18 protein-coding genes are annotated in these 19,652 nt (G+C 44.1%); 1 reads left to right on the top strand and 17 read right to left on the bottom strand.

Going from position 1 to position 19,652, the window contains the following annotated elements:
* Positions 1 to 13: 13 nt before the first annotated feature.
* From J2Z48_RS00380 to J2Z48_RS00315, 14 genes are all read right to left on the bottom strand, one after another.
* Positions 14 to 448 carry a DUF350 domain-containing protein gene (locus J2Z48_RS00380; protein ID WP_307249901.1) on the bottom strand — a complete coding sequence of 145 codons (435 nt, stop codon included), beginning with the start codon at positions 446 to 448 and terminating at the stop codon, positions 14 to 16.
* A gap of 14 nt (positions 449 to 462) precedes the next feature.
* Positions 463 to 1,707, bottom strand: coding sequence for a glutathionylspermidine synthase family protein (locus tag J2Z48_RS00375; protein WP_307249899.1), 1,245 nt, complete (start codon positions 1,705 to 1,707; stop codon positions 463 to 465).
* Positions 1,708 to 1,721: 14 nt separating this feature from the next.
* Positions 1,722 to 1,958: a hypothetical protein gene (locus tag J2Z48_RS00370; RefSeq protein WP_307249897.1), complete on the bottom strand. Its 237-nt coding sequence runs from the start codon at positions 1,956 to 1,958 to the stop codon at positions 1,722 to 1,724.
* Positions 1,959 to 2,006: 48 nt separating this feature from the next.
* Positions 2,007 to 2,696 carry a TerC family protein gene (locus J2Z48_RS00365; RefSeq protein ID WP_307249895.1) on the bottom strand — a complete coding sequence of 230 codons (690 nt, stop codon included), beginning with the start codon at positions 2,694 to 2,696 and terminating at the stop codon, positions 2,007 to 2,009.
* 268 nt (positions 2,697 to 2,964) lie between these two features.
* Entirely contained in the window at positions 2,965 to 3,783 is an 819-nt protein-coding gene (locus tag J2Z48_RS00360; RefSeq protein ID WP_307249893.1) for a hypothetical protein, read from the bottom strand.
* 20 nt (positions 3,784 to 3,803) lie between these two features.
* Positions 3,804 to 4,595: an enoyl-CoA hydratase/isomerase family protein gene (locus J2Z48_RS00355; protein WP_307249891.1), complete on the bottom strand. Its 792-nt coding sequence runs from the start codon at positions 4,593 to 4,595 to the stop codon at positions 3,804 to 3,806.
* A gap of 264 nt (positions 4,596 to 4,859) precedes the next feature.
* A protein-coding gene (prfB, locus tag J2Z48_RS00350; RefSeq protein WP_307249889.1) for a peptide chain release factor 2 occupies positions 4,860 to 5,961 on the bottom strand; the annotation gives its coding sequence in 2 pieces (ribosomal slippage) (positions 4,860 to 5,888 and positions 5,890 to 5,961; 1,101 coding nt in all).
* Positions 5,962 to 6,149: 188 nt separating this feature from the next.
* Positions 6,150 to 8,690 (bottom strand): preprotein translocase subunit SecA, encoded by a 2,541-nt coding sequence (gene secA, locus J2Z48_RS00345; RefSeq protein ID WP_307249887.1) that lies wholly within the window; start codon positions 8,688 to 8,690, stop codon positions 6,150 to 6,152.
* A gap of 215 nt (positions 8,691 to 8,905) precedes the next feature.
* Positions 8,906 to 10,132, bottom strand: a complete 1,227-nt coding sequence (locus J2Z48_RS00340) for a glycosyltransferase family 4 protein (RefSeq protein ID WP_307249885.1) — start codon at positions 10,130 to 10,132, stop codon at positions 8,906 to 8,908.
* Between the two features lie 44 nt (positions 10,133 to 10,176).
* On the bottom strand, positions 10,177 to 11,241 hold the full coding sequence (gene wecB / locus J2Z48_RS00335; protein ID WP_307249883.1) for a non-hydrolyzing UDP-N-acetylglucosamine 2-epimerase: 1,065 nt from the start codon (positions 11,239 to 11,241) through the stop codon (positions 10,177 to 10,179).
* 180 nt (positions 11,242 to 11,421) lie between these two features.
* Positions 11,422 to 12,009: a ribosome hibernation-promoting factor, HPF/YfiA family gene (gene hpf, locus J2Z48_RS00330; protein WP_307249881.1), complete on the bottom strand. Its 588-nt coding sequence runs from the start codon at positions 12,007 to 12,009 to the stop codon at positions 11,422 to 11,424.
* A 131-nt stretch (positions 12,010 to 12,140) separates the two neighbouring features.
* A complete protein-coding gene (locus J2Z48_RS00325) occupies positions 12,141 to 13,037 on the bottom strand; it encodes a GNAT family N-acetyltransferase (RefSeq protein WP_307249879.1) in 897 nt (298 codons plus the stop codon).
* Positions 13,038 to 13,139: 102 nt separating this feature from the next.
* Positions 13,140 to 13,337, bottom strand: coding sequence for a cold shock domain-containing protein (locus tag J2Z48_RS00320; protein WP_072331382.1), 198 nt, complete (start codon positions 13,335 to 13,337; stop codon positions 13,140 to 13,142).
* A 193-nt stretch (positions 13,338 to 13,530) separates the two neighbouring features.
* Positions 13,531 to 14,937 (bottom strand): alpha-helical endospore appendage domain-containing protein, encoded by a 1,407-nt coding sequence (locus J2Z48_RS00315; RefSeq protein ID WP_307249874.1) that lies wholly within the window; start codon positions 14,935 to 14,937, stop codon positions 13,531 to 13,533.
* Positions 14,938 to 15,372: 435 nt separating this feature from the next.
* Between J2Z48_RS00315 and J2Z48_RS00310 the strand changes: the two genes are divergently transcribed.
* The gene (locus tag J2Z48_RS00310) at positions 15,373 to 16,950 is read left to right on the top strand and encodes an alpha-helical endospore appendage domain-containing protein (RefSeq protein WP_307249872.1); all 1,578 of its coding nucleotides are present in this window, start codon (positions 15,373 to 15,375) and stop codon (positions 16,948 to 16,950) included.
* Positions 16,951 to 17,123: 173 nt separating this feature from the next.
* On the opposite strand, the gene hbs is transcribed toward J2Z48_RS00310, so the two are convergent.
* From hbs to J2Z48_RS00295, 3 genes are read right to left on the bottom strand one after another with little or no spacing between them, the layout of a single operon-like run.
* Entirely contained in the window at positions 17,124 to 17,399 is a 276-nt protein-coding gene (hbs, locus tag J2Z48_RS00305; protein WP_072331384.1) for a non-specific DNA-binding protein Hbs, read from the bottom strand.
* Between the two features lie 56 nt (positions 17,400 to 17,455).
* Positions 17,456 to 18,193: a ComFC family protein gene (locus J2Z48_RS00300; protein ID WP_307249868.1), complete on the bottom strand. Its 738-nt coding sequence runs from the start codon at positions 18,191 to 18,193 to the stop codon at positions 17,456 to 17,458.
* The gene (locus J2Z48_RS00295; protein WP_307250398.1) at positions 18,190 to 19,623 is read right to left on the bottom strand and encodes a helicase-related protein; all 1,434 of its coding nucleotides are present in this window, start codon (positions 19,621 to 19,623) and stop codon (positions 18,190 to 18,192) included. The genes J2Z48_RS00300 and J2Z48_RS00295 overlap by 4 nt, the downstream gene beginning before the upstream one ends.
* Positions 19,624 to 19,652 lie beyond the last annotated feature (29 nt).

The raw sequence follows: 19,652 nt of genomic DNA, 5'->3' as shown, positions 1-19,652 counted from the left end.
TCGAAAGCTCTCCTTAATAGTAGATAGAAGCCGCTAAAATTAAGCTACTGATCAGGCTGATTCGTGAGGAAAAAATCGCTACAGGAACATTTCCTTTCGGGATCTCTTTGATCACACTAAATGGGGTTATGAGATGAAAAAGATAGAATACCAATACTTGAAAAATGACTCCAATCACACCCCAAATGATGAAATCAAGTAAACTTTGAGCACTTAAAATAGCCGAAGCTAATACAATGGTCAGTCCCAAAATCTTCCCACTCAGATCATAAGCTGCTGCTTTACCCGCTGCGACTTTACTTGCATCATCTGTCTGAGAAGCATCTCGAAGCAATTGGAATTCTGGATACGGCGTTGTTACAGCAAACACGACTACTCCTAATATTAAAATAGGAATCGAAATTCCTAGATAGGTTAAAAAATTAATAAATGCCTCCCATTGCGTCATGACAGAGAACCTCCTTATTTATAACCAAATGGAAGATAGTAAGCTAAATTCCCTGTGATCTCCCGATCCAAGCGAGTCACCAAGGCAGAAGCTTGCCCTCCCACATAAAAGCAACCCCATAACAATTTTCCACGATAGGGACCTTTCATTGTCTCTACTTCAATAGTAGGTAATTCAGCCAACTCCTGATAGATCATCATCTGGTCCTTATATTCGCCTTCTCCATCTTTGGCGATAACCTCGCCTTCAGCCGAAAATAAGGTGACTGCTCCACCTTCCCGACCTAAGATCGGTTTTTTTACAAATGGCTTTTTACCACAAAATTCATTATCTAAATAGGTAGGTAAAAAATAAGTCTCAATCACTTTATGCTCTTCAGTCGTAAAGAATTGATTCTGCTCATGCAAAGACCATATGAGTGCTTGAATCGCCTTGGTCTGAGCTACGAATGCAGAGGGTGGATTAATCATGGCTAATCGCTTTTTCGCTACTAATTGTAGAATATGAGCTCCGATTGGGTACCCTTGTTCCGTTTGATCCTTAGCAAAAAATTCACCTGCATGTAGCCGATACAGAACATCTACTGGATGCCAATTCCCTTCATCGAAGTAGCATACTTGATGATCATCCAGTGAAATTCCTACTTGAGACAGCGGAACAAAGCGTCCGCCAATCCCGCTATGCCTCAATAGAAATTTTGCTGTACCTTCGTCTTCTGCATGACCTCCAATCGAGGTAAACACCTTTGTATCCGTACTATACCCAGACTCCTGATAAGCTGTTACTGTTTGCCGAAAGGCTCTTGTAATATGAATTTCCATCCCATGATTCGGATTCTCCATTCCAAAAAAACGACAAACTTGTTCATTCGCATAATAAGCTTCTACTACACTAGTAGGTGTATCACTATTAAACTCCATCATCTTAATCCCTTTAGGAGTACATGCAAAATCAAATCTACCCACCGCAGTGATAAAGGATAGCGGGAGGGTCGTACGGCAAAATGGAAACGCCTCACGAGGAATACCAAGTTCACTTAGCAATTCATCAGAGCCTTGTTGCAGAGAATGAATCAACCGTTCATAGAGGCTTCCTATTTTCTGAGTTGCTTCACGAATTTCATGAACAAATGACTCCGTTACAACCTCACAGCACCCTAGTGCATATTCTTGACCTTGCGTGAGATCCCATGTAAACATACCTTGCTCACGAATCGATCGATACATTTGTTCGCGAGTTTGAATATAGTTATTCATCATCTATAATTCCATCCCTAACTTCCAGAACTCGACGAGACAGAGCTATCATCGTATTTTACATACCCTGCTTTTTTTCCATCCATAATGAGGTAAGAGTTGGGATTATACGTACTTCCATCATCATCACAATATTTATCTGAATTCAGATCATCACAGAATTCCAAGTCACTCCCATTGCTACACGCGGACAGAGGAGCCACTACCACAGAAGCAACAAACAGACCCACTAATTTGGCCGTTCTGCGTTTCATCTTGCACCTCCCTGTAAACTTCATGAAACAATAACGAACCTATACCTATTATGAAGTTTGTACCCCATCCGATTCTTTTTTACTCTTCTGGTTCTGGAGGTATCCCCAAGCCAATACGCCAAGCACAGCTAATACTTGAACTCCATAGCTAAGCAGAGATCCTGCTGGGAAGTACGGTTTCATAAACTTCTCTCCTGTAAGCATGCCACCAGCTGTCCAAGCTACTACACCAGCACCCACATACAGGATCCATGGGAATCGATCCATCAAACGAAGGAAGAGAGTGCTCCCCCAAACAATAATCGGCACACTAATCACTAAGCCTAATACTACGAGTAGATAATTACCGTGAGCCACACCCGCTACTGCTAATACGTTGTCCAAGCCCATTACCGTATCTGCGATGATAATCGTTTGAATGGCTTGAAATACCGTTTTCTTAGCTTCAATCTCATGACCTTTTCCATCCACTAATAACTTGTATGCAATCCATAACAACAGAACGCCACCGACTAGTAATAGCCCCGGAATTTTTAACAACCATACTACCGCTGATGTCGCGACAACCCTCATGACAACTGCGCCTACTGTCCCCCAAAATATAACCGTTTTTTGTTGCTCTTTTGGAAGGTTTCTTGCTGCAAGTCCAATGACAATTGCATTATCCCCTGCTAATACGAGGTCAATGATCACAATAGAAATAAGTGCTGTTAAAAACTCAGTTGTAAAGAAATCCATATAAACCTTCTCCTTTTTTTTATTCAAAATTACGTAACCACGAGAAAAGACCTTTACCCTACATGGAAAAAATCCAAATAGGATAAAGGTCTTGCTAACAACGGTTACGTTGCCAACAAAGCCGGGGAATCTTCCCGTAATGACGACTTTGTTGTAACAGCTACTCCCCTTTAAACGTCCATATTAAAATATTTGTTACTTCCATCATAATCGAGCAGTCGAAATGCTGTCAATGTGTAATTCTTATAAAACATAACAAGAAATTCTATTAGTACAGACGTTTTTTCTTATTAACTCTTTTTCTATCTTGAAACCCTTCGGGGTTCATTTTTTCCCGAGTTGCACTTGGCTCTCCTAGTTCCTTACTTTGAGGACGTTCTGGAACAACCGGGGCCATTTTCACTGTCTCCATTGCCTCTACCACCGGAACCTGCGTAGCCGAGCCTGTATCTTCTTCAGTCGAATCTATGCCTAACAGGTTTTGCTTATATAATCGTCTCGTAACCGATTTGGATTGAGCGGAGGAGGATTGATCTTGCTCTGGCTCCAGTTGCTCCGGTTTGATAACAGAATGGACAGAAGTAGGTTCTTTCCTAGCAAAACGGCGACGTGCAAATGGTTGAGTTTGCGTTAGAAACTCTTCCTCGTGATGATCGTTTTGCATACTCTCGTTCCTGTCATCTTCCAGAAGAGTGTTTTGTGAATGTTGCTCTCTTCGGCTTCTCCAAGAAGATGGTTGACCAAATTCTGCTTTTTCTACTTCTTTTTTCCTTACTAGTTTATGTTCAATCAACGAGGATGCTACATGATCTTTGTTGGTAAATTCCTCCTGTTCCTCGTTCACTTGCTCTGACTCTGATAAGTACTGTGCTTGTTGGCGTTTTCGTTCACGTCTACGGGTACTCCGACGCACTCTTTCCACCGATATGCTTGAAGTTTCGAATTGATCATCTTCTGGAAAAAATTGATTCAGTTCTTCCAATTCCTTGGCACGTTTTTTCCCAATGATGATACTAACTCCCGCGATAATAACAATTATGATTACGCCAAGACCAACCCAAAGCATTGGTCCGTTAAGAAAAGACATAACGAAACCTCCATTGATCATTAATTTCCTTTAAAATGAGGACGACGTTTTTCGATAAACGCATCCATTCCTTCCATCCGATCCTGCGAGTGGAAAGTGAGTCCGAAATAGGAGGCCTCCATACGCAAACCATTCTTAAGGTCTACTTCCACACCATTATGAATGGCTTTCTTTATAAAATGAAGTGCCAGCGGAGCCTGTTTCGACAACTGGTCAGCTAGACGTTTCGCTTCATCCATTAATTGGGCAGCAGGCACAACTTTCTGTACGAGCCCTAATTGATACGCTTCTTGCGCAGAAATACGGTCTCCCGTCATACAGAGATATTTGGCATGATTACGTCCAATCGCGCGAGCAAGGCGTTGCGTGCCTCCATAGCCAGGGATAACACCTAGATTAATCTCTGGTTGTCCAAATGAAGCTTGATCTGATGCTAGTATCATATCCCCACACATAGCAAGTTCGCAACCTCCACCTAGAGCAAATCCATTAATTGCCATGATAACCGGCTTGGTTAGATCCTCTATTTTTTGGAAAATGGCTTGTCCTCGTAACGCTTTCTGCTCTGCCTCAATCGATGTCTCGATCTGACGCAACTCTGTAATATCTGCTCCTGCTACAAACGCTTTCTCACCCGCACCTGTTATAATGACTGCACGAACTGACTCTTCTTGCTGAATCCAAGTAACAACCTGGTCTAACTCCTCTAACAACTCCACATTAAGTGCATTTAATACTTTCGGACGATTTAAGGTGACCATTACCGTTCCATCTGATTTCTCTACCAATAAATGTTTATATGTTTCCATCATATAATCCACCCTTCTCCGCCTTTAACTATCATGCTTGATTCATCGCTTTCAAACAAGGGTTCTTTCAATTAGTTCAAGAAAGAGCTATATTCTCCTCCTTGATTATACAAAACGAACTATTCATTCATAAAAATATAAAAATTGGAAAATGTTTTCATCCATCTTAGTCTATCTACCGCAAACCTACTATATTGTAACATTTCACTGGAAGAAATGAAATCAAAGCGACCGAATTGTAAATCGGTCGCTTTGATGAAGTTAACATTATTTCATTTTGCTACGAAGGTATCCTTCGATGAAGGAGGTAATGTCGCCATCCATAACAGCTTGGACATTCCCCATCTCTACTAATGTACGATGATCTTTTACCATGCTGTAAGGGTGGAATACATAAGAACGGATTTGGCTTCCCCAGCCAATCTCTGCTTGCTCCCCTTTTATGGCGTTCATCTCTTTTTGTTGTTCTTCTAGCTGTCTTTCATACAAACGCGCTTTCAAGATCTTCATCGCTCGTTCACGGTTCTTAATTTGGGAGCGTTCTGATTGACAAGTTACCACCACGTTGGTAGGAATATGTGTGATCCGAACAGCCGAGTCCGTTGTATTTACATGCTGCCCGCCTGCTCCACTAGATCGGTAGGTGTCAATCTTGAGATCTTCTGTACGAATCTCGATTTCAATATCATTATCTACCTCAGGCATAACGTTACAGGAAGCAAAGGACGTGTGACGACGCCCAGAAGAGTCGAACGGACTAATCCGTACTAAGCGATGCACACCCTTTTCCGCTTTTAGATAGCCGTATGCGTTTACTCCTTTGATGAGTAAGGTAACACTTTTCACTCCTGCCTCATCTCCAGGCAAATAATCAAGGGTTTCCACTTTATATCCATTTCGTTCGGACCAACGGGTATACATACGCAACAACATCTCAGCCCAGTCCTGAGACTCTGTGCCACCCGCGCCCGGATGTAGTTCTAAGATAGCTGAATTTCGGTCATATGGCTCACTCAGCATCATGTGAAGCTCAAAGGCATCAACATCTTTGACAAGTTGCTTCACTGCTTTCTTCTGTTCTTCTAGCAAGTCTTCGTCTTGTTCTTCCATAATTAGTTCTAACATCATGTTTTGCTCTTCAAGTGCTTCATCGAGGGATGTGATTTGTTCCACTTGTTCCTTCAATGATTTCATCTCATCGATTACTTTTTGAGCTGCCTGTTGGTCATTCCAAAAAGTAGCGTCTGTCATTTGTGTTTCGAGTTCTTGTAGCCTTGCTTTTTTCTGGTCTAAGTCAAAGAGACCCCCGAATGTCCGCCAGTCGCTTGGCTGTATTCTGGAGCTCGTGTCTGATTTCTGATAGATCCAAAGCTCTCACCTCTTATGCGTGTATATAGTTGTTTCTTTTAGTTTGCTCTAGAGCTGGTGCTTAAGCAATACTAGATTGTTCCGGGACATGTATTCCCATTATAACGTATACGAGTAAGGAAACCCACGATTCAAATAGGATGGAGAAAAAGGTAGCACGTGGGGCTACCTTCTCCTGTTGGTTATGAGTTACTGTGACTTTTTCATACAGCACTGTTTGTATTTTTTGCCGCTTCCACACGGGCAAAGGTCGTTACGTCCTGTTTTTTCCATATTGCGGACAGGGCGCTTCTTTTTGGCTTCTTTAGAGCGTTCGGTGTCGTCACCCGAAACGGCTTGAGCATTCACGACGATTTCGTTTGGCTCTACTTCAATGACTTCATCTTCTTCGATGACGGTTTTCATCATATACTTCGCCACTTCTTCTTGGATCTCAGCTGTGAGCGCTTCAAACATGGCGAAGCCTTCCATTTGATAGCTACGAAGTGGATTATCTTGGCCATAGGCACGAAGGTGAATCCCTTGACGCAATTGCTCCATCGCATCAATGTGATCCATCCATTTGCGGTCTACTGTGCGCAGGATTACCACCTTTGAAAACTCTAGGAAACGATCATGACCGATCTCTTCCACACGTTGCTGATAGAACTTCTCTACCTCTTCAGAGAGAATGTCGATGATTTCTTGTGGAGTTTTATGCTCCAGATCGTCATCATCCAATGTGTCATCTGGAAGCAAGTTACTATGTGCATAGTCGACAATTGCATCTAGATCCCATTCATCCTCATCACTATCGGCAGTATGGATACTAACCACCCGCTCAATATCAGCCTTAATCATGTTAAGCACGACATCTTGCAGATCAGTAGAAGTTAAAATATCTTTCCGTTGCGTGTAGATAATACCCCGTTGTTGGTTCATCACATCGTCGTATTGCAAGACCCAACGACGTGTATCGAAGTTATTTCCTTCCACCTTTTTCTGTGCATTCTCTACAGCACGGCTAAACATGCCACCTTCAATCGGTTGGTCTTCATCCATGCCCAGACGATCCATCAAGCCTTCGATTCGCTCAGAACCGAAACGACGCATTAAATCATCAGAGAACGAAAGGAAGAATTGAGAGGTACCTGGATCTCCCTGACGACCTGAACGACCACGGAGCTGATTATCAATCCGACGGCTTTCATGACGTTCTGTACCAATAATGTGAAGGCCACCTAACTCGCCTACACCTTCGCCCAGCTTGATATCGGTACCACGACCAGCCATATTAGTCGCAATCGTAACAGCGCCCATTTGACCTGCTTGTGCTACAATCTCAGCCTCTTGAGCATGGTTTTTCGCATTAAGTACTTGATGAGCGATGCCACGTTTCTTCAGAAGACGAGAAAGCTTCTCGGAGTTCTCAATCGATACCGTTCCCACCAATACAGGTCGCCCTGTTTGATGACTTACTGCGATTTCCTCCACAACGGCACGGAACTTCGCCTCTTCTGTCTTATAGAGTACATCATTTTTATCGTCACGAATCATCGGACGGTTGGTAGGAATTTGTAAGACATCCATGTTGTAAATCTTACGGAACTCCTCTTCCTCTGTCTTCGCAGTACCCGTCATGCCACCCAACTTATCGTACATCCGGAAATAGTTTTGTAGCGTAATCGTTGCTAGGGTCATGCTCTCTCTCTGTACTTCTAGACCCTCTTTCGCCTCGATCGCTTGATGTAAACCATCACTATAACGACGACCTTGCATCAAACGTCCTGTGAATTCGTCAACGATGACCACTTCGCCCTCTTCGGTAACGACATAATCTTGGTCACACTTCATGATCACATGGGCTTTTAATGCCTGTTGCACATGGTGATTTAGGGTAATGTGCTTCATATCAAATAAATTTTCAACACCTAAGAAAGACTCTACTTTCTTAACCCCATCATCCGTTAATGCCACTTGCTTCGTCTTAATATCAATTGAATAATCTTCTTCATCGCGTAGACGTTTGATAATCTGGTCCGCAGTATAGTACAAATCAGTCGCTTTCGCTGCTTGCCCACTAATAATAAGCGGAGTTCGAGCTTCATCGACTAAAATACTGTCAACCTCATCGACAATTGCGAAATTTAATTCGCGTTGCGATAAACTATCAACATCCGTTACCATATTGTCACGCAGGTAGTCAAAGCCGAACTCATTATTCGTACCAAATGTGATATCAGCGGCATAAGCCTCTCGCTTCTCTTCTGGCGACATAAATGGCAGATTGAGCCCAACTGTTAACCCGAGGAACTCAAACACTTGACCCATCCACTCTTTGTCACGTTGGGCCAGGTAATCGTTCACCGTAATGATATGAACGCCTTTGCCTGAAATCGCATTGAGATATGCAGGTAGAGTAGACACTAAGGTTTTTCCTTCCCCCGTCTTCATCTCTGCGATATCACCGTTGTGAATCACCATTCCACCGATTAATTGCACCTCAAAGTGACGCATGCCCAGCACACGTTTTCCTGCTTCACGCATAACAGCAAACGCTTCTACCAAAAGGTCATCTAACGTTTCCCCGTCTTGGTAACGTTTTTGGAATTCTCCCGTTTTGGCTTGCAATGCTTCATCACTTAATGCAATCATCTGTTCTTCCAACGCATCAACCTGCTTAGCAAGCTGAAAATACTTTTTCAATTGTCGTTCAGTCGGATCTAAAAACTTCTTCAGCGCTTTAATCATTTAAACACCCTCCAAGAGGTAGTCTCATACCGTTTTCAACATACTATTATTTATTCTATCAAATAACATACTGTTTTTCACTTTAATCCTTTAACAAAACAGAAAACAGAAAGAAAACCATCCGGATGATTCGATAGAGAGAACAGATGCCGAAAAACGTTCAACTCCCCTTTCTCTCTATGAATCTTCCACCATGACCCTTGTATGGGTAACTCTTACTTCTCTTTCGATACCAATTTTTTCAAACGCAAGTAAAACGCATGAGCAAGCTTCTTACGATCTCCTTCACGGTCAATATAATCGAGACCATTTGCGGCAATCTGCGCTTTTTTCTCTTCCGAATATTGCCGTACCTGGCCAATGGCGGCTGCTAGCCCTTCCGGATTTTCCGCACCAGCAAAAATCCCCACTTCATTCTTCTCCACAATCTCGCGGACTTCTCCATCTACCGTTGATACAATAGGTTTTCCTAAAAACGTATAGTCAAATAATTTGTTTGGACGCGCACCGCGAAACACTTCGTTATCAGCTAGGGAAATGATTCCACAATCGGCCGCATACGTGTAATCAAAGATCTCTGACTTCGCAACAGGATCCAGTAGATGAACATTCGCTAATCCTAATTCCTCACGAAGACGAACCAATTTCTCTTTTTCAGGACCATCCCCGATCAGTACAATCGACGTTCCTGGTTCCAGATATTGTCCTGCGCGCACTACATACTCCAAAGCGTTTGCTGGTCCATGTGCCCCCGTATAGACAGCCAAAAACTCATTTTCTGGAATTCCCATCCGCTTGCGGAACTCATCTCTTGTCTCCAGTGTAGGCTCCCATGAACCGAGTACCACTCCGTTGGGAATCAGTTCAATCTTGCTTGGATCAATTCCCCGATCCGTGATAAACGTACGTTGATGATCGGTAAGAACGATAATCTGGTCCGCTTTTCGATACAGATGATTCTCCATCCAAGTCAAGATTCGAATAATATGTTTATTAGTAAGCCCGCCCATCTTGATCAGGGAATCTGGCCAGAGATCCCGGACTTCAAACACAAACGGAACGCGCTTGATTGCCGCTAACATCCACCCTGAAAAGGCGAGGAAGAGATGTGGCGAGGAAGCAATCAACACGTCTGGACGCTTCTTAAACAAACCCTGCAAGAAAAACACGACCGCAAAGCTTGCCATGTTAATCATTCTACGAAAATCGTTTACCTTATGCGGAAACGACCATAGCCAATTTAAGCGCAACCCTTTTACAGGAGGGATCGCCTGTTTCTCTTCTTCTGTTACCCAACTACGGCGAGGATGGACGAAGCGAGACATCCACAGATCCACTTCTGCTCCCTCTTCTTCCGCCCATTCTTTTGCTAGCTCATAGTGCCTAGTAATCCCCGCAATATTTGGAGGAACAGCATAGTGATTAGCCAACCAAATCTTCATCGCTCTTCACACTTCCTTGTAATAACAAAATCATTCATCTCTCATCACAGTTCTTTTTCTAAGATGTCCACGATCTGTGTAGCGGTTGTCCCATCTCCAAATGCGGCTGGCACCTCTGAGAAATCGACTGTAAACCGCTCCACCATCTCAAGAATCTGTGCAGTATTGGCTCCAACTAATACATTGGTTCCAAGCTCTACTGTCTCTGTCCACTCGGTCTCATCGCGCATCGTAATACAAGGAACTTGTGCAAAAAAAGCTTCCTTCTGTACGCCACCCGAATCGGTTAGGATCTTACTCGCATGCACCTCTAACTGCAACATGTCTAAGTAACCCACAGGCGGAATCACCCGCACGTTAGGGTTCGTAATCTGTAAGCCGAACTGCTCTAACTTCCCAACGGTACGCGGATGTAGAGGGAGAATCGTAGTCATAGGTAGCTCGTTCAATGCGGACACGATCGCTCCTAGACGAGCCGGATCATCAGTATTTTCTGCACGATGCAAGGTAACCAAAATATACGATTTAGACGTAATCCGACATTCATCTAGTATCTGGGATCGTTTCTCTGCTAAGGTACGATTAAAATTCACCACATCTAGCATGACATCCCCAACAAGAGAAACTCCTTTGGTCACTCCTTCAGAGGATAAATGCCTCACAGCCGTCTCAGTCGGACAAAATAGCCAGTGAGATACATGGTCCGTTAGTACACGGTTTACCTCTTCAGGCATGCGGCGGTTAAAACTTCTAAGTCCCGCTTCTACATGTGCTACTGGAATATGTAGTTTCGCCGCGGCAAGAGCTCCCGCAAGAGTAGAATTGGTATCTCCATATACGAGTAGTGCGTCAGGTTTCTCTTTCAGCAACACTTCTTCAACTCTTGTTAACATCTCTCCTGTTTGTGCACCGTGCGATTTGGAACCGACATGCAAATGGTATTCAGGATGAGGAATTTGCAGTTCTTCAAAGAAAATATCCGACATCGATTGATCATAGTGTTGTCCTGTGTGCACAAGAACTTCTTGTCCACGCGAACGGATTGCTCGTGATACTGGAGCTGCTTTTACAAATTGCGGACGAGCTCCCACCACTGTTACGACTTTCATCATCATTCCTCCAACGACCTAGGGCATAGTGTATGATGCCTATCTTAACACAGAACCCATTCCACTCTAAACCATCCAGACTAATCTGACATAAAACAGACTAAAGGCTGATGAGTAACCCCATTAGCCTTTAGTCTGTTTACCATTCATTCATATATCATCAATTCATTTTCCAGCATCTTACTCTGGAGTAATGAGTCCATACTTACCATCTTTTCTGCGATAAACCACATTTACCTCGTCTGTCTCAGCATTTTCAAAGACAAAGAAGTTATGACTTAGCATGTCCATTTGTAACACGGCTTCGTCCATCCCCATTGGTTTAAACTGAAAACGCTTCGTGCGGACGATCTCGACATCGGAGGGGGAACTAGAATCCCACTCTTCTTCCACTGCTGTTGCCGCGATAGCTGAGTAAGCGGCTAAAGCTTCTTCCATATATTGCGAACGGAGACTACCTTCCTGACGGGCTTTGCGATGAATTCGGGTTTTGTACTTACGAACCTGACGTTCTAGCTTCTCTACCACAAGATCAATCGATGCATACATATCCTCACCTTGATCTTCGGCTCGAAGAAGTAACCCTGGAAACGGAATCGTTACTTCCACCTTGTGTTGATCTTTGCTGCCTTGTACAGTTAACGATACATGCGCCTCAGAAGTATCATTACTTATGAGGTAACGCTCCAGTTTTGCTAAACGCTTTTCGACGTACTCTCTTAGTGCATCTGTCACCACAACATTATTGCCACGGACGATATAATCCATAATTGAATCCTCCTTCCGCTTTATATCTATCTATTACCCATTCACAGAAAAAATTCCTCCTAAATCTTTACGAAAAAAGGAAGTTAAATTATCCCAATAAGGCTTGAAAAAAAGGAAACGATGATAATCAATCAATTGGTTCCAAGAAAGTCTTTCTTCATAAACACTTGTTCAATTGATTTTTCAAAACCATACTGCTCTAACATATGTAGGAACACTTGATTTTTCATTGATAAATTAACGGTTGTATACAGTAAGAATGCATCCTGATGTGTGGCAAATAGATGATGAATCAATTGCTCATTTGCCTCAGGATTCATTTGGAATTCGGTAGCAAATCCTACTTGATACAGAGTCACCACCGTTTGAGCTTTCTCTTCCTCTCTCGTCAATCGATAAAGAGCATATGAAATGGGACCGTACTCAGGATGTTCAAGGATCATTCCTTTTGCTTCCGGTATATGATCCCACTGTGTTTGCCAAGGAGCAAAATGCTGATAAAACGAAAGCTTACTCACTTCCTCTGGACTCACAGATCGAACCATCCAATCCGGTAAGCCCCGGATAGACCCTGCCCAAGATCCCTCTGTCCGCAAGCTGTAGAAACAAAGACGATCTATTGCTTGATAGCCCATCTTCTCATAGAGCCGGATAGCGGGGGCATTTTCTGCAAATGCCTCTAAATACGCAGTCTGAACACCTTGTTCCTGATAGATCTCTAAAACCCGCTCCATAAAAAGATGCCCCAACTTCTGATTCCGATATTTAGGCATAACAGCAGTACCGCCATTCCATGAAATCTTCTGACTTTTTATCATCTGAAGAGCATTTAGTACCAGCCCTACCGGCTCCGAGTTCGCATAACCAACGATCGAATGATCTAACGAGATTTGATCGCGTACGAATCTAGCCTCTAACTGACTAGCCGTCATCGTCATATCTACAAAATAGCCTTCAAAGCTTTGATTCCACACTTGGAGGAGTTGATCGACGGACAACTCAGAGGCTCTCTTCCATGTAAGATTCATTTGCTACGCCCTCCCCTAGATAAATAGAAAACTCCCTAGCCAATAGGCATAGGGAGTGGACTAGCTTAGTATTAGACTTGAAGAAGTCCTCGAAAAAGCCAATTAAGCTCTTACTACGTTTGCCGCTTGTGGTCCACGTGGGCCATCAACGATTTCGAATTCTACTGTTTGACCTTCTTCAAGGGTTTTGAATCCGTCGGTTTGAATTGCGGTGAAATGTACGAATACGTCGTCTCCGCCTTCGCGCTCGATGAAGCCATAGCCTTTATCAGCGTTAAACCATTTTACTTTGCCTTGCATGAAAACACTTCCTTCTTGGTTAAAAAATATTGCAGAAGAGTTACATCTTTGCGATTAAACTATATCACCAGAACTTTCATCATGTCAAGTTAACATGGGTATATACTCTCTGTCATACGTTGTCCAAAACTTGTGCGAACTAGATTATATGAGCGTAATGATCAAGTAAGACAGAAGAATATAAATATGTGCTCTAGGCTAATCGGACGATACTCATAGTAGTTGGTCCACCAACACTAAGGCTTGCAGTACCTATGTTTGTAAGGGTGAGGTTATTAGGACCAGGGCCCGTTTGGATAATGATATTTCCAGATAAAGTTAAAGAACTATTTGTAAGTGGATCAGCGTAGTGTTGAATTTGCGTGCCATTCAATTCTAGCGACACACGAATATTTTGTGTTGAAAAAACAATAGATTCTACTGCAATGAAATACGTTTGATTTGCCCCTAATCCAATAGTAGTAGAAGGTGAAGTAAACGTAATATCAGTGCCACTTGATTCTACAACGGTATCAAAGTTGTAGGAAGCACCAATTGCAACAGGTGTTGATGATTGAATGGTAAGAAAATTGTTCAAAACAAACGTTGCTGTCGCGCCTTGAGTCCCAATAGGTCCCGTGAAGCCTTGCGGTCCTGTGAAGCCTTGCGGTCCTGTGAAGCCTTGGGGTCCCGTGAAGCCTTGCGGTCCTGTGAAGCCTTGGGGTCCCGTGAAGCCTTGCGGTCCCGTGAAACCTTGCGGTCCCGTGAAGCCTTGGGGTCCTATAAGTCCAGTCAGTCCGTTCCCTTGGGGTCCCGTGAAACCTTGGGGTCCTGTGAAGCCTTGGGGTCCCGTGAAACCTTGGGGTCCCGTGAAACCTTGGGGTCCCGTGAAACCTTGGGGTCCCGTGAAACCTTGGGGTCCCGTGAAACCTTGGGGTCCCGTGAAACCTTGGGGTCCTATAGGTCCTATGGGTCCGGTGGTCCCTTTAGATCCTGTAGCTCCTGTAAACCCGTCGTTAAGGTTTGAAGGGATCTCTAGCCTTACATTAACAGAACCAGGGGCTACCGAAACTTCTAACGTATCGGATAGAATGTTTAGTATTTCTCCGAAACCGAGTGGAACAGTTCCGTCTGCGCCTGTATTCCCTTGAACAAAAAATAATAAATCACCTGTAACAAAGGATCCTGTCGGTCCTTGAGATCCTGTCGGTCCTTGGGGTCCTGTGACTCCTGGGGCTCCAATCGATCCCGGCGGTCCAGGAGGTCCTCCTGATGAGCCTGTCGGTCCGAATGACCCCTGGGGTCCCGTTGGTCCCCTCGCAATGGCTGTACCTAACACATTGGTTAACTTCTCGTTTAAAATCCATTCTTTCTGTCCGATCACATTAATCGTGTCGCGAACACTGTTGTTGATCGTAAGTAAATCGCTAATGGTGGGTTGAAAGATGGTTGACACTCCAGGGAGAGTTCCTAGAACATATTGAATCTTTTCACCCTCGGCATTAATAATGTGACTTAGCCCTAGCTCTTCTAATGCGATCGATGATAATAGAAGATTCAGTGCATCTTCTCTTGTAATGCTTATATTAGGTGATATATTAGGTATATTTGCTTGAGACATAGTATACCTCCTTATAAACAATTCCTACTAAACTGATTCCTACTATATATATGATTGATTTTTAGATTTGAACTAATGCATTTATCCGGTTGTGTTGTATGCCTATTAAATTAAGAAAGAAGAATACATAAATATGTGTTCAACAATTTTGAAAAAAAGAAACATTTCAGCAACCTTATACCATCCATAAACCAATATATCAAGGACTGTTTTCTTCTGATAACGACGGACTTTTTCTCCTTCTGGACTAACACCCTGAATAGGTGAACACCAGCTTTTCTACGAATCCTGTTCTAACCTGGATTTGGCTAAAACTCACACACAGAGAAATAGAGATTTTTAATATGGGTATACAGCGCGACAGGGTAAATGCATTAGTTCAAATCTAAGAATCAATCATAGATATAGTAGGAATCATTTTAAAGGAGGTATACTATGTCTCAAGCAAATATACCTAATATATCACCTAATATAAGCATTACGAGAGAAGATGCAGTAAATTTATTACTATCATCGATTGCGTTAGAAGAGCTAGGTCTAAGTCACATTATTAATGCCGAGGGCGAAAAGCTCCAATATGTTCTAGGAACTCTACCCGGAGTGTCAACAACCTTTCAACCCTCCATCAACGACTTACTTACCATCAATGAAAGTGTTCGTGACACGATCAATATAATCGGAAAGAAAGAATGGATTTTAAACCAGAAGCTAGAAAACGTGTTAGATACAGATGTTACAGTAGGACCACTCGGACCTCAAGGACCACTGGGAGCCACAGGAGCAACCGGAGGACCTCCTGGACCGACTGGACCGACTGGAGCCACAGGAACCACAGGGCCTCAAGGACCTCAAGGACCTCAAGGCATCACGGGAATTTTTGCTACAGGCGGTTTCTTATTCCAGGTTCAAGGGAATTCAGGCGCAGACGGAGCTGTTCCACTTGATTTCGGGGATACACTAAACATTCTATCCGATACGTTAGAAGTTTCGGTAACACCTGGTTCTGCCAATGTAAGGCTAGAAGTTCCTACAGGCGCTACCGGGCCGACGGGAACTACAGGAGCTACAGGCGACACGGGACCGTCTGGACCTCCAGGACCTCAAGGCGGCATTGGACCTCAAGGACCTTCGGGAACTACCGGGGCTACTGGACCTCAAGGCGGTATAGGACCTCAAGGCGATACAGGACCTCAAGGCGGTACGGGACCTCAAGGCGGTATAGGACCTCAAGGCGATACGGGACCTCAAGGTGGCACGGGACCTCAAGGCGGCATTGGACCTCAAGGCGATACGGGACCTCAAGGTGGCACGGGACCTCAAGGTGGCACGGGACCTCAAGGCGATACGGGACCTCAAGGCGGCACGGGACCTCAAGGCGGCACGGGACCTCAAGGACCTTCGGGACCTACCGGGACTACGGGACCTCAAGGCGATACGGGACCTCAAGGCGGCACGGGACCTCAAGGCGGCATTGGGCCTCAAGGCGGTACGGGGCCTCAAGGCGGTACGGGACCTCAAGGACCTACGGGACCTCAAGGCGGCACGGGACCTCAAGGACCTTCGGGACCTTCGGGAACTACAGGACCTTCGGGACCGTCCACTGTAGCAAATAATGCTACCATCCAATACCTTGGAGCAACATCTGTTGCAGCTGGTGCTGCTGTAACATTTGATACCGAAGCGGAAAAAAGTGGCACTGATATTACGTTTACTGCACCTTCTTCCACGATTGGATTAGGGACAAATCAAACGTATTTAATCTCAGTACAAAATATTGCTCAATCAGGTGCTAATATGTCAATTTCTCTACGGCTGAATGGCACTCAAATTATGCTATTTCAGAGAAATAACGCCCCCAACCAACTTATAACGTTTGGTGGAAGCATCATACGATCAACAACGGGTCCTGGTCCGCAAACCCTTACTCTTGTAAATCAAGGGGGTCAAGCACTTACTTTTCCGCCGGGCCCAACGGGTGGATCTGTTACCCTTAGTATCGTTCGATTAGTCTAATGTTTAGGGATTGAATCTATCGATTCGGTTATTCAAATATTTCTGTCGCCTGATGTCTACGCTATCAGGCGATTTCTTTTCCTTCTTCAACTGTTCACTTCCCTAGAGGAAGTGCCTTATTTCCATTGCAAAAAAATAAGGCACCCCCGCGAGGAAGTGTCTTATGGACCAAACTATACATTTACTGCATCTTTTAGTTGTTTGCCTGGTTTAAAAGCAGGTACCTTGCTTGCTTCAATCTGAATCTCTTCACCAGTCTGTGGATTACGCCCCATACGAGCGGCACGTTCTTTCACCTCAAAATTACCAAAACCTACCAATGTCACTTTATCTCCACTAACAAGAGCCTCAGCAATCGCTTGTAGCACAGAATCTACTACAGCACTTGCTTCTTTTTTTGATTTTCCAGTAGACTCTGCTACACGTTCCACTAATTCTGATTTATTCATACCTTACACTCTCCTCATTTTTTCTTATTCATCTGTCTTTCCAAAACCCACTCGCTTTATACATATTCGGAATTCGCCCTTGCAAATGTACACGCAACAGGGTGAAAATGAGCCTTTCGTAAGAGCTTTGCGCACTCTCTTACGGTTGATCCAGTTGTATACACATCATCGACTAAAAGAACAGATTGACCTATTGAATCCAACTGTTTTCCTTGGTATGAAAAAGTACCTACGAGTGCTTGAAGTCTTTGATCTCGACTTCGCTTGCTTTGGGGCTGATCTTGATAAATCTCTCGAACTAATAAATCTACTACAGGAACATGTAATTGTGCACCGATAATATGAGCTAGCTGTTTTGCTTGATCAAACCCACGCTCATATACTCTCTTGCGATGGCAGGGAACATATGTAATCAAAAAGCGATCCCTATGTAAAAAATGTTGCTTGATTAACGAAGCCATCCAAAGCCCCATCGGTCTCGATAGTCGCTCATCCCCCCGATACTTCCATTGCTGAACAACTAAGCGCGCCCAATGGTTATACTCGACACAACTCATATTTACAACTCTTTCAAACTCAGGAGTCCGCAAGCAATCGTAGCAAAAGGAATCGTCAATCGAATTCGGTTTCCCACAAATCTTGCACTGTGGGTATGCTAAAATCTTGCGTTTCTCCGTACAACCTGCACATAACTGTTCCCAAATAGGATTGCCTATCACCCTAGGACGAGGAGACTGACAAAACCAACAAGATGCAGACGAATCACCCAATAATTTCGACCACCAACTCCTCATCCGCCAAACTCCTTGCATGCCTCTCGATTTAAGAGTTGTATCTCCCGAATCGCTTGGCAAATAGGTTCTGTTTTATGATTGGATAAAAACCACACTTTTCCTGCTTGGTACTGCAAACTTCTTCCAACCCTCCCTGCAATTTGGACTAAAGAAGCCCGATCATATACGAAATGATCTGCACGTAGTACGATCACGTTACATTGTGGAACGGTAATACCACGTTCTAAAATAGTAGTCGTTACGAGATGAAGAATACTTCCATTCCGAAATCGCAAAATTTTACTCGTTCGGTTTTCATCTGTACTAGAGACAAAATCCACTTTTCCCTCATCACGTGGGAATCCTCTTTTTAACCATTCTGCTACTACCTTTACATCCTCTATACGGGGCACAAACCACAATGCTTGTCCATCTGTACTCGTAATCTCACCTAAGATTCGTTGTATGGTTCCGTTCATCGTATGAGATTTGATCTGTCTCCACAGATTCGTCTCCCTTTTCCAAATCGGGCACGGCATCGGTTTGCCGTGAAATCTACATGGTAGTAGGACGGTAGGGAGTTCCCCTTTTCTCATCTTACGAATCCATGAATCCGTCGGCGTCGCAGTTAAGAGAATCATCGTACCTCCCGTTCTTTTGGATCTCTGGATCGAATATTCTAATGCCGGGTTCCCCTCGAGCGGAAAAGCATCCGCTTCATCCACGATGACTAGATCAAAGAGGTGAGCCATTCGAATCGTCTGATGTGCCGTTGCAATCATCAGCGGGCTTAGCATCCATTCGTCTGGGCTTCCTGCATAATGTTCCGAAACCAGCCCATCTGGAAACATTCTTTTCAACCGCGGGGCTAATTCCTTTACCACATCTTGTCTAGGCGTACACCATAGTACCGACTTCCCTTGCCGAATCAACAGTTCGATCACCGGGATCATCGTCTCCGTCTTACCCGCTCCCGTAACAGCCCAAAACAAGACAGTAGGCGCTTGTTGCTTCACATAAACAGATAACTTCTGCGCTGCGACCAATTGCTTCGCCGTTAATTGGATCGAAGGCGGCGTTACAATTCGAGGGATTGGCGCTCTGTCCGGCTCCTCTCGAACAAACTGGTACAATTGATGACAACTCCTTGCTCGTCCGAGTAGTAGACAATGTTTGCAGCTAGCACAAGTGTCTCGTTCACACCTCCCACAAGGAGTGAAGAAGATAAGCTCTTGATCTGCACCGCAACGAAGACACTTCCATCTCCCGCTCCGACGCTGAATAGCGGGAAACACAGAAAGCCAATTTTTCTCTCTCCATTGCTGAATCATTTCCTGCCACTCATCCTCCGATTTTTGAGGAAAATGGAGCGTTCGAAATCGTTCCACTTCCTGATCTAGTAGCAAACGTCCTTCCCAAAATGAATAAACATACTCGCTTTCCTGTTTCATGTTCACCGATCACATCACCCCACACCCAA

This window comes from Croceifilum oryzae (genome assembly GCF_030814315.1).
Classification (GTDB): domain Bacteria; phylum Bacillota; class Bacilli; order Thermoactinomycetales; family Thermoactinomycetaceae; genus Baia; species Baia oryzae.
Note: the sequence above shows the minus strand (reverse complement) of the source record. Positions and strands in the feature narration are given on the sequence as shown.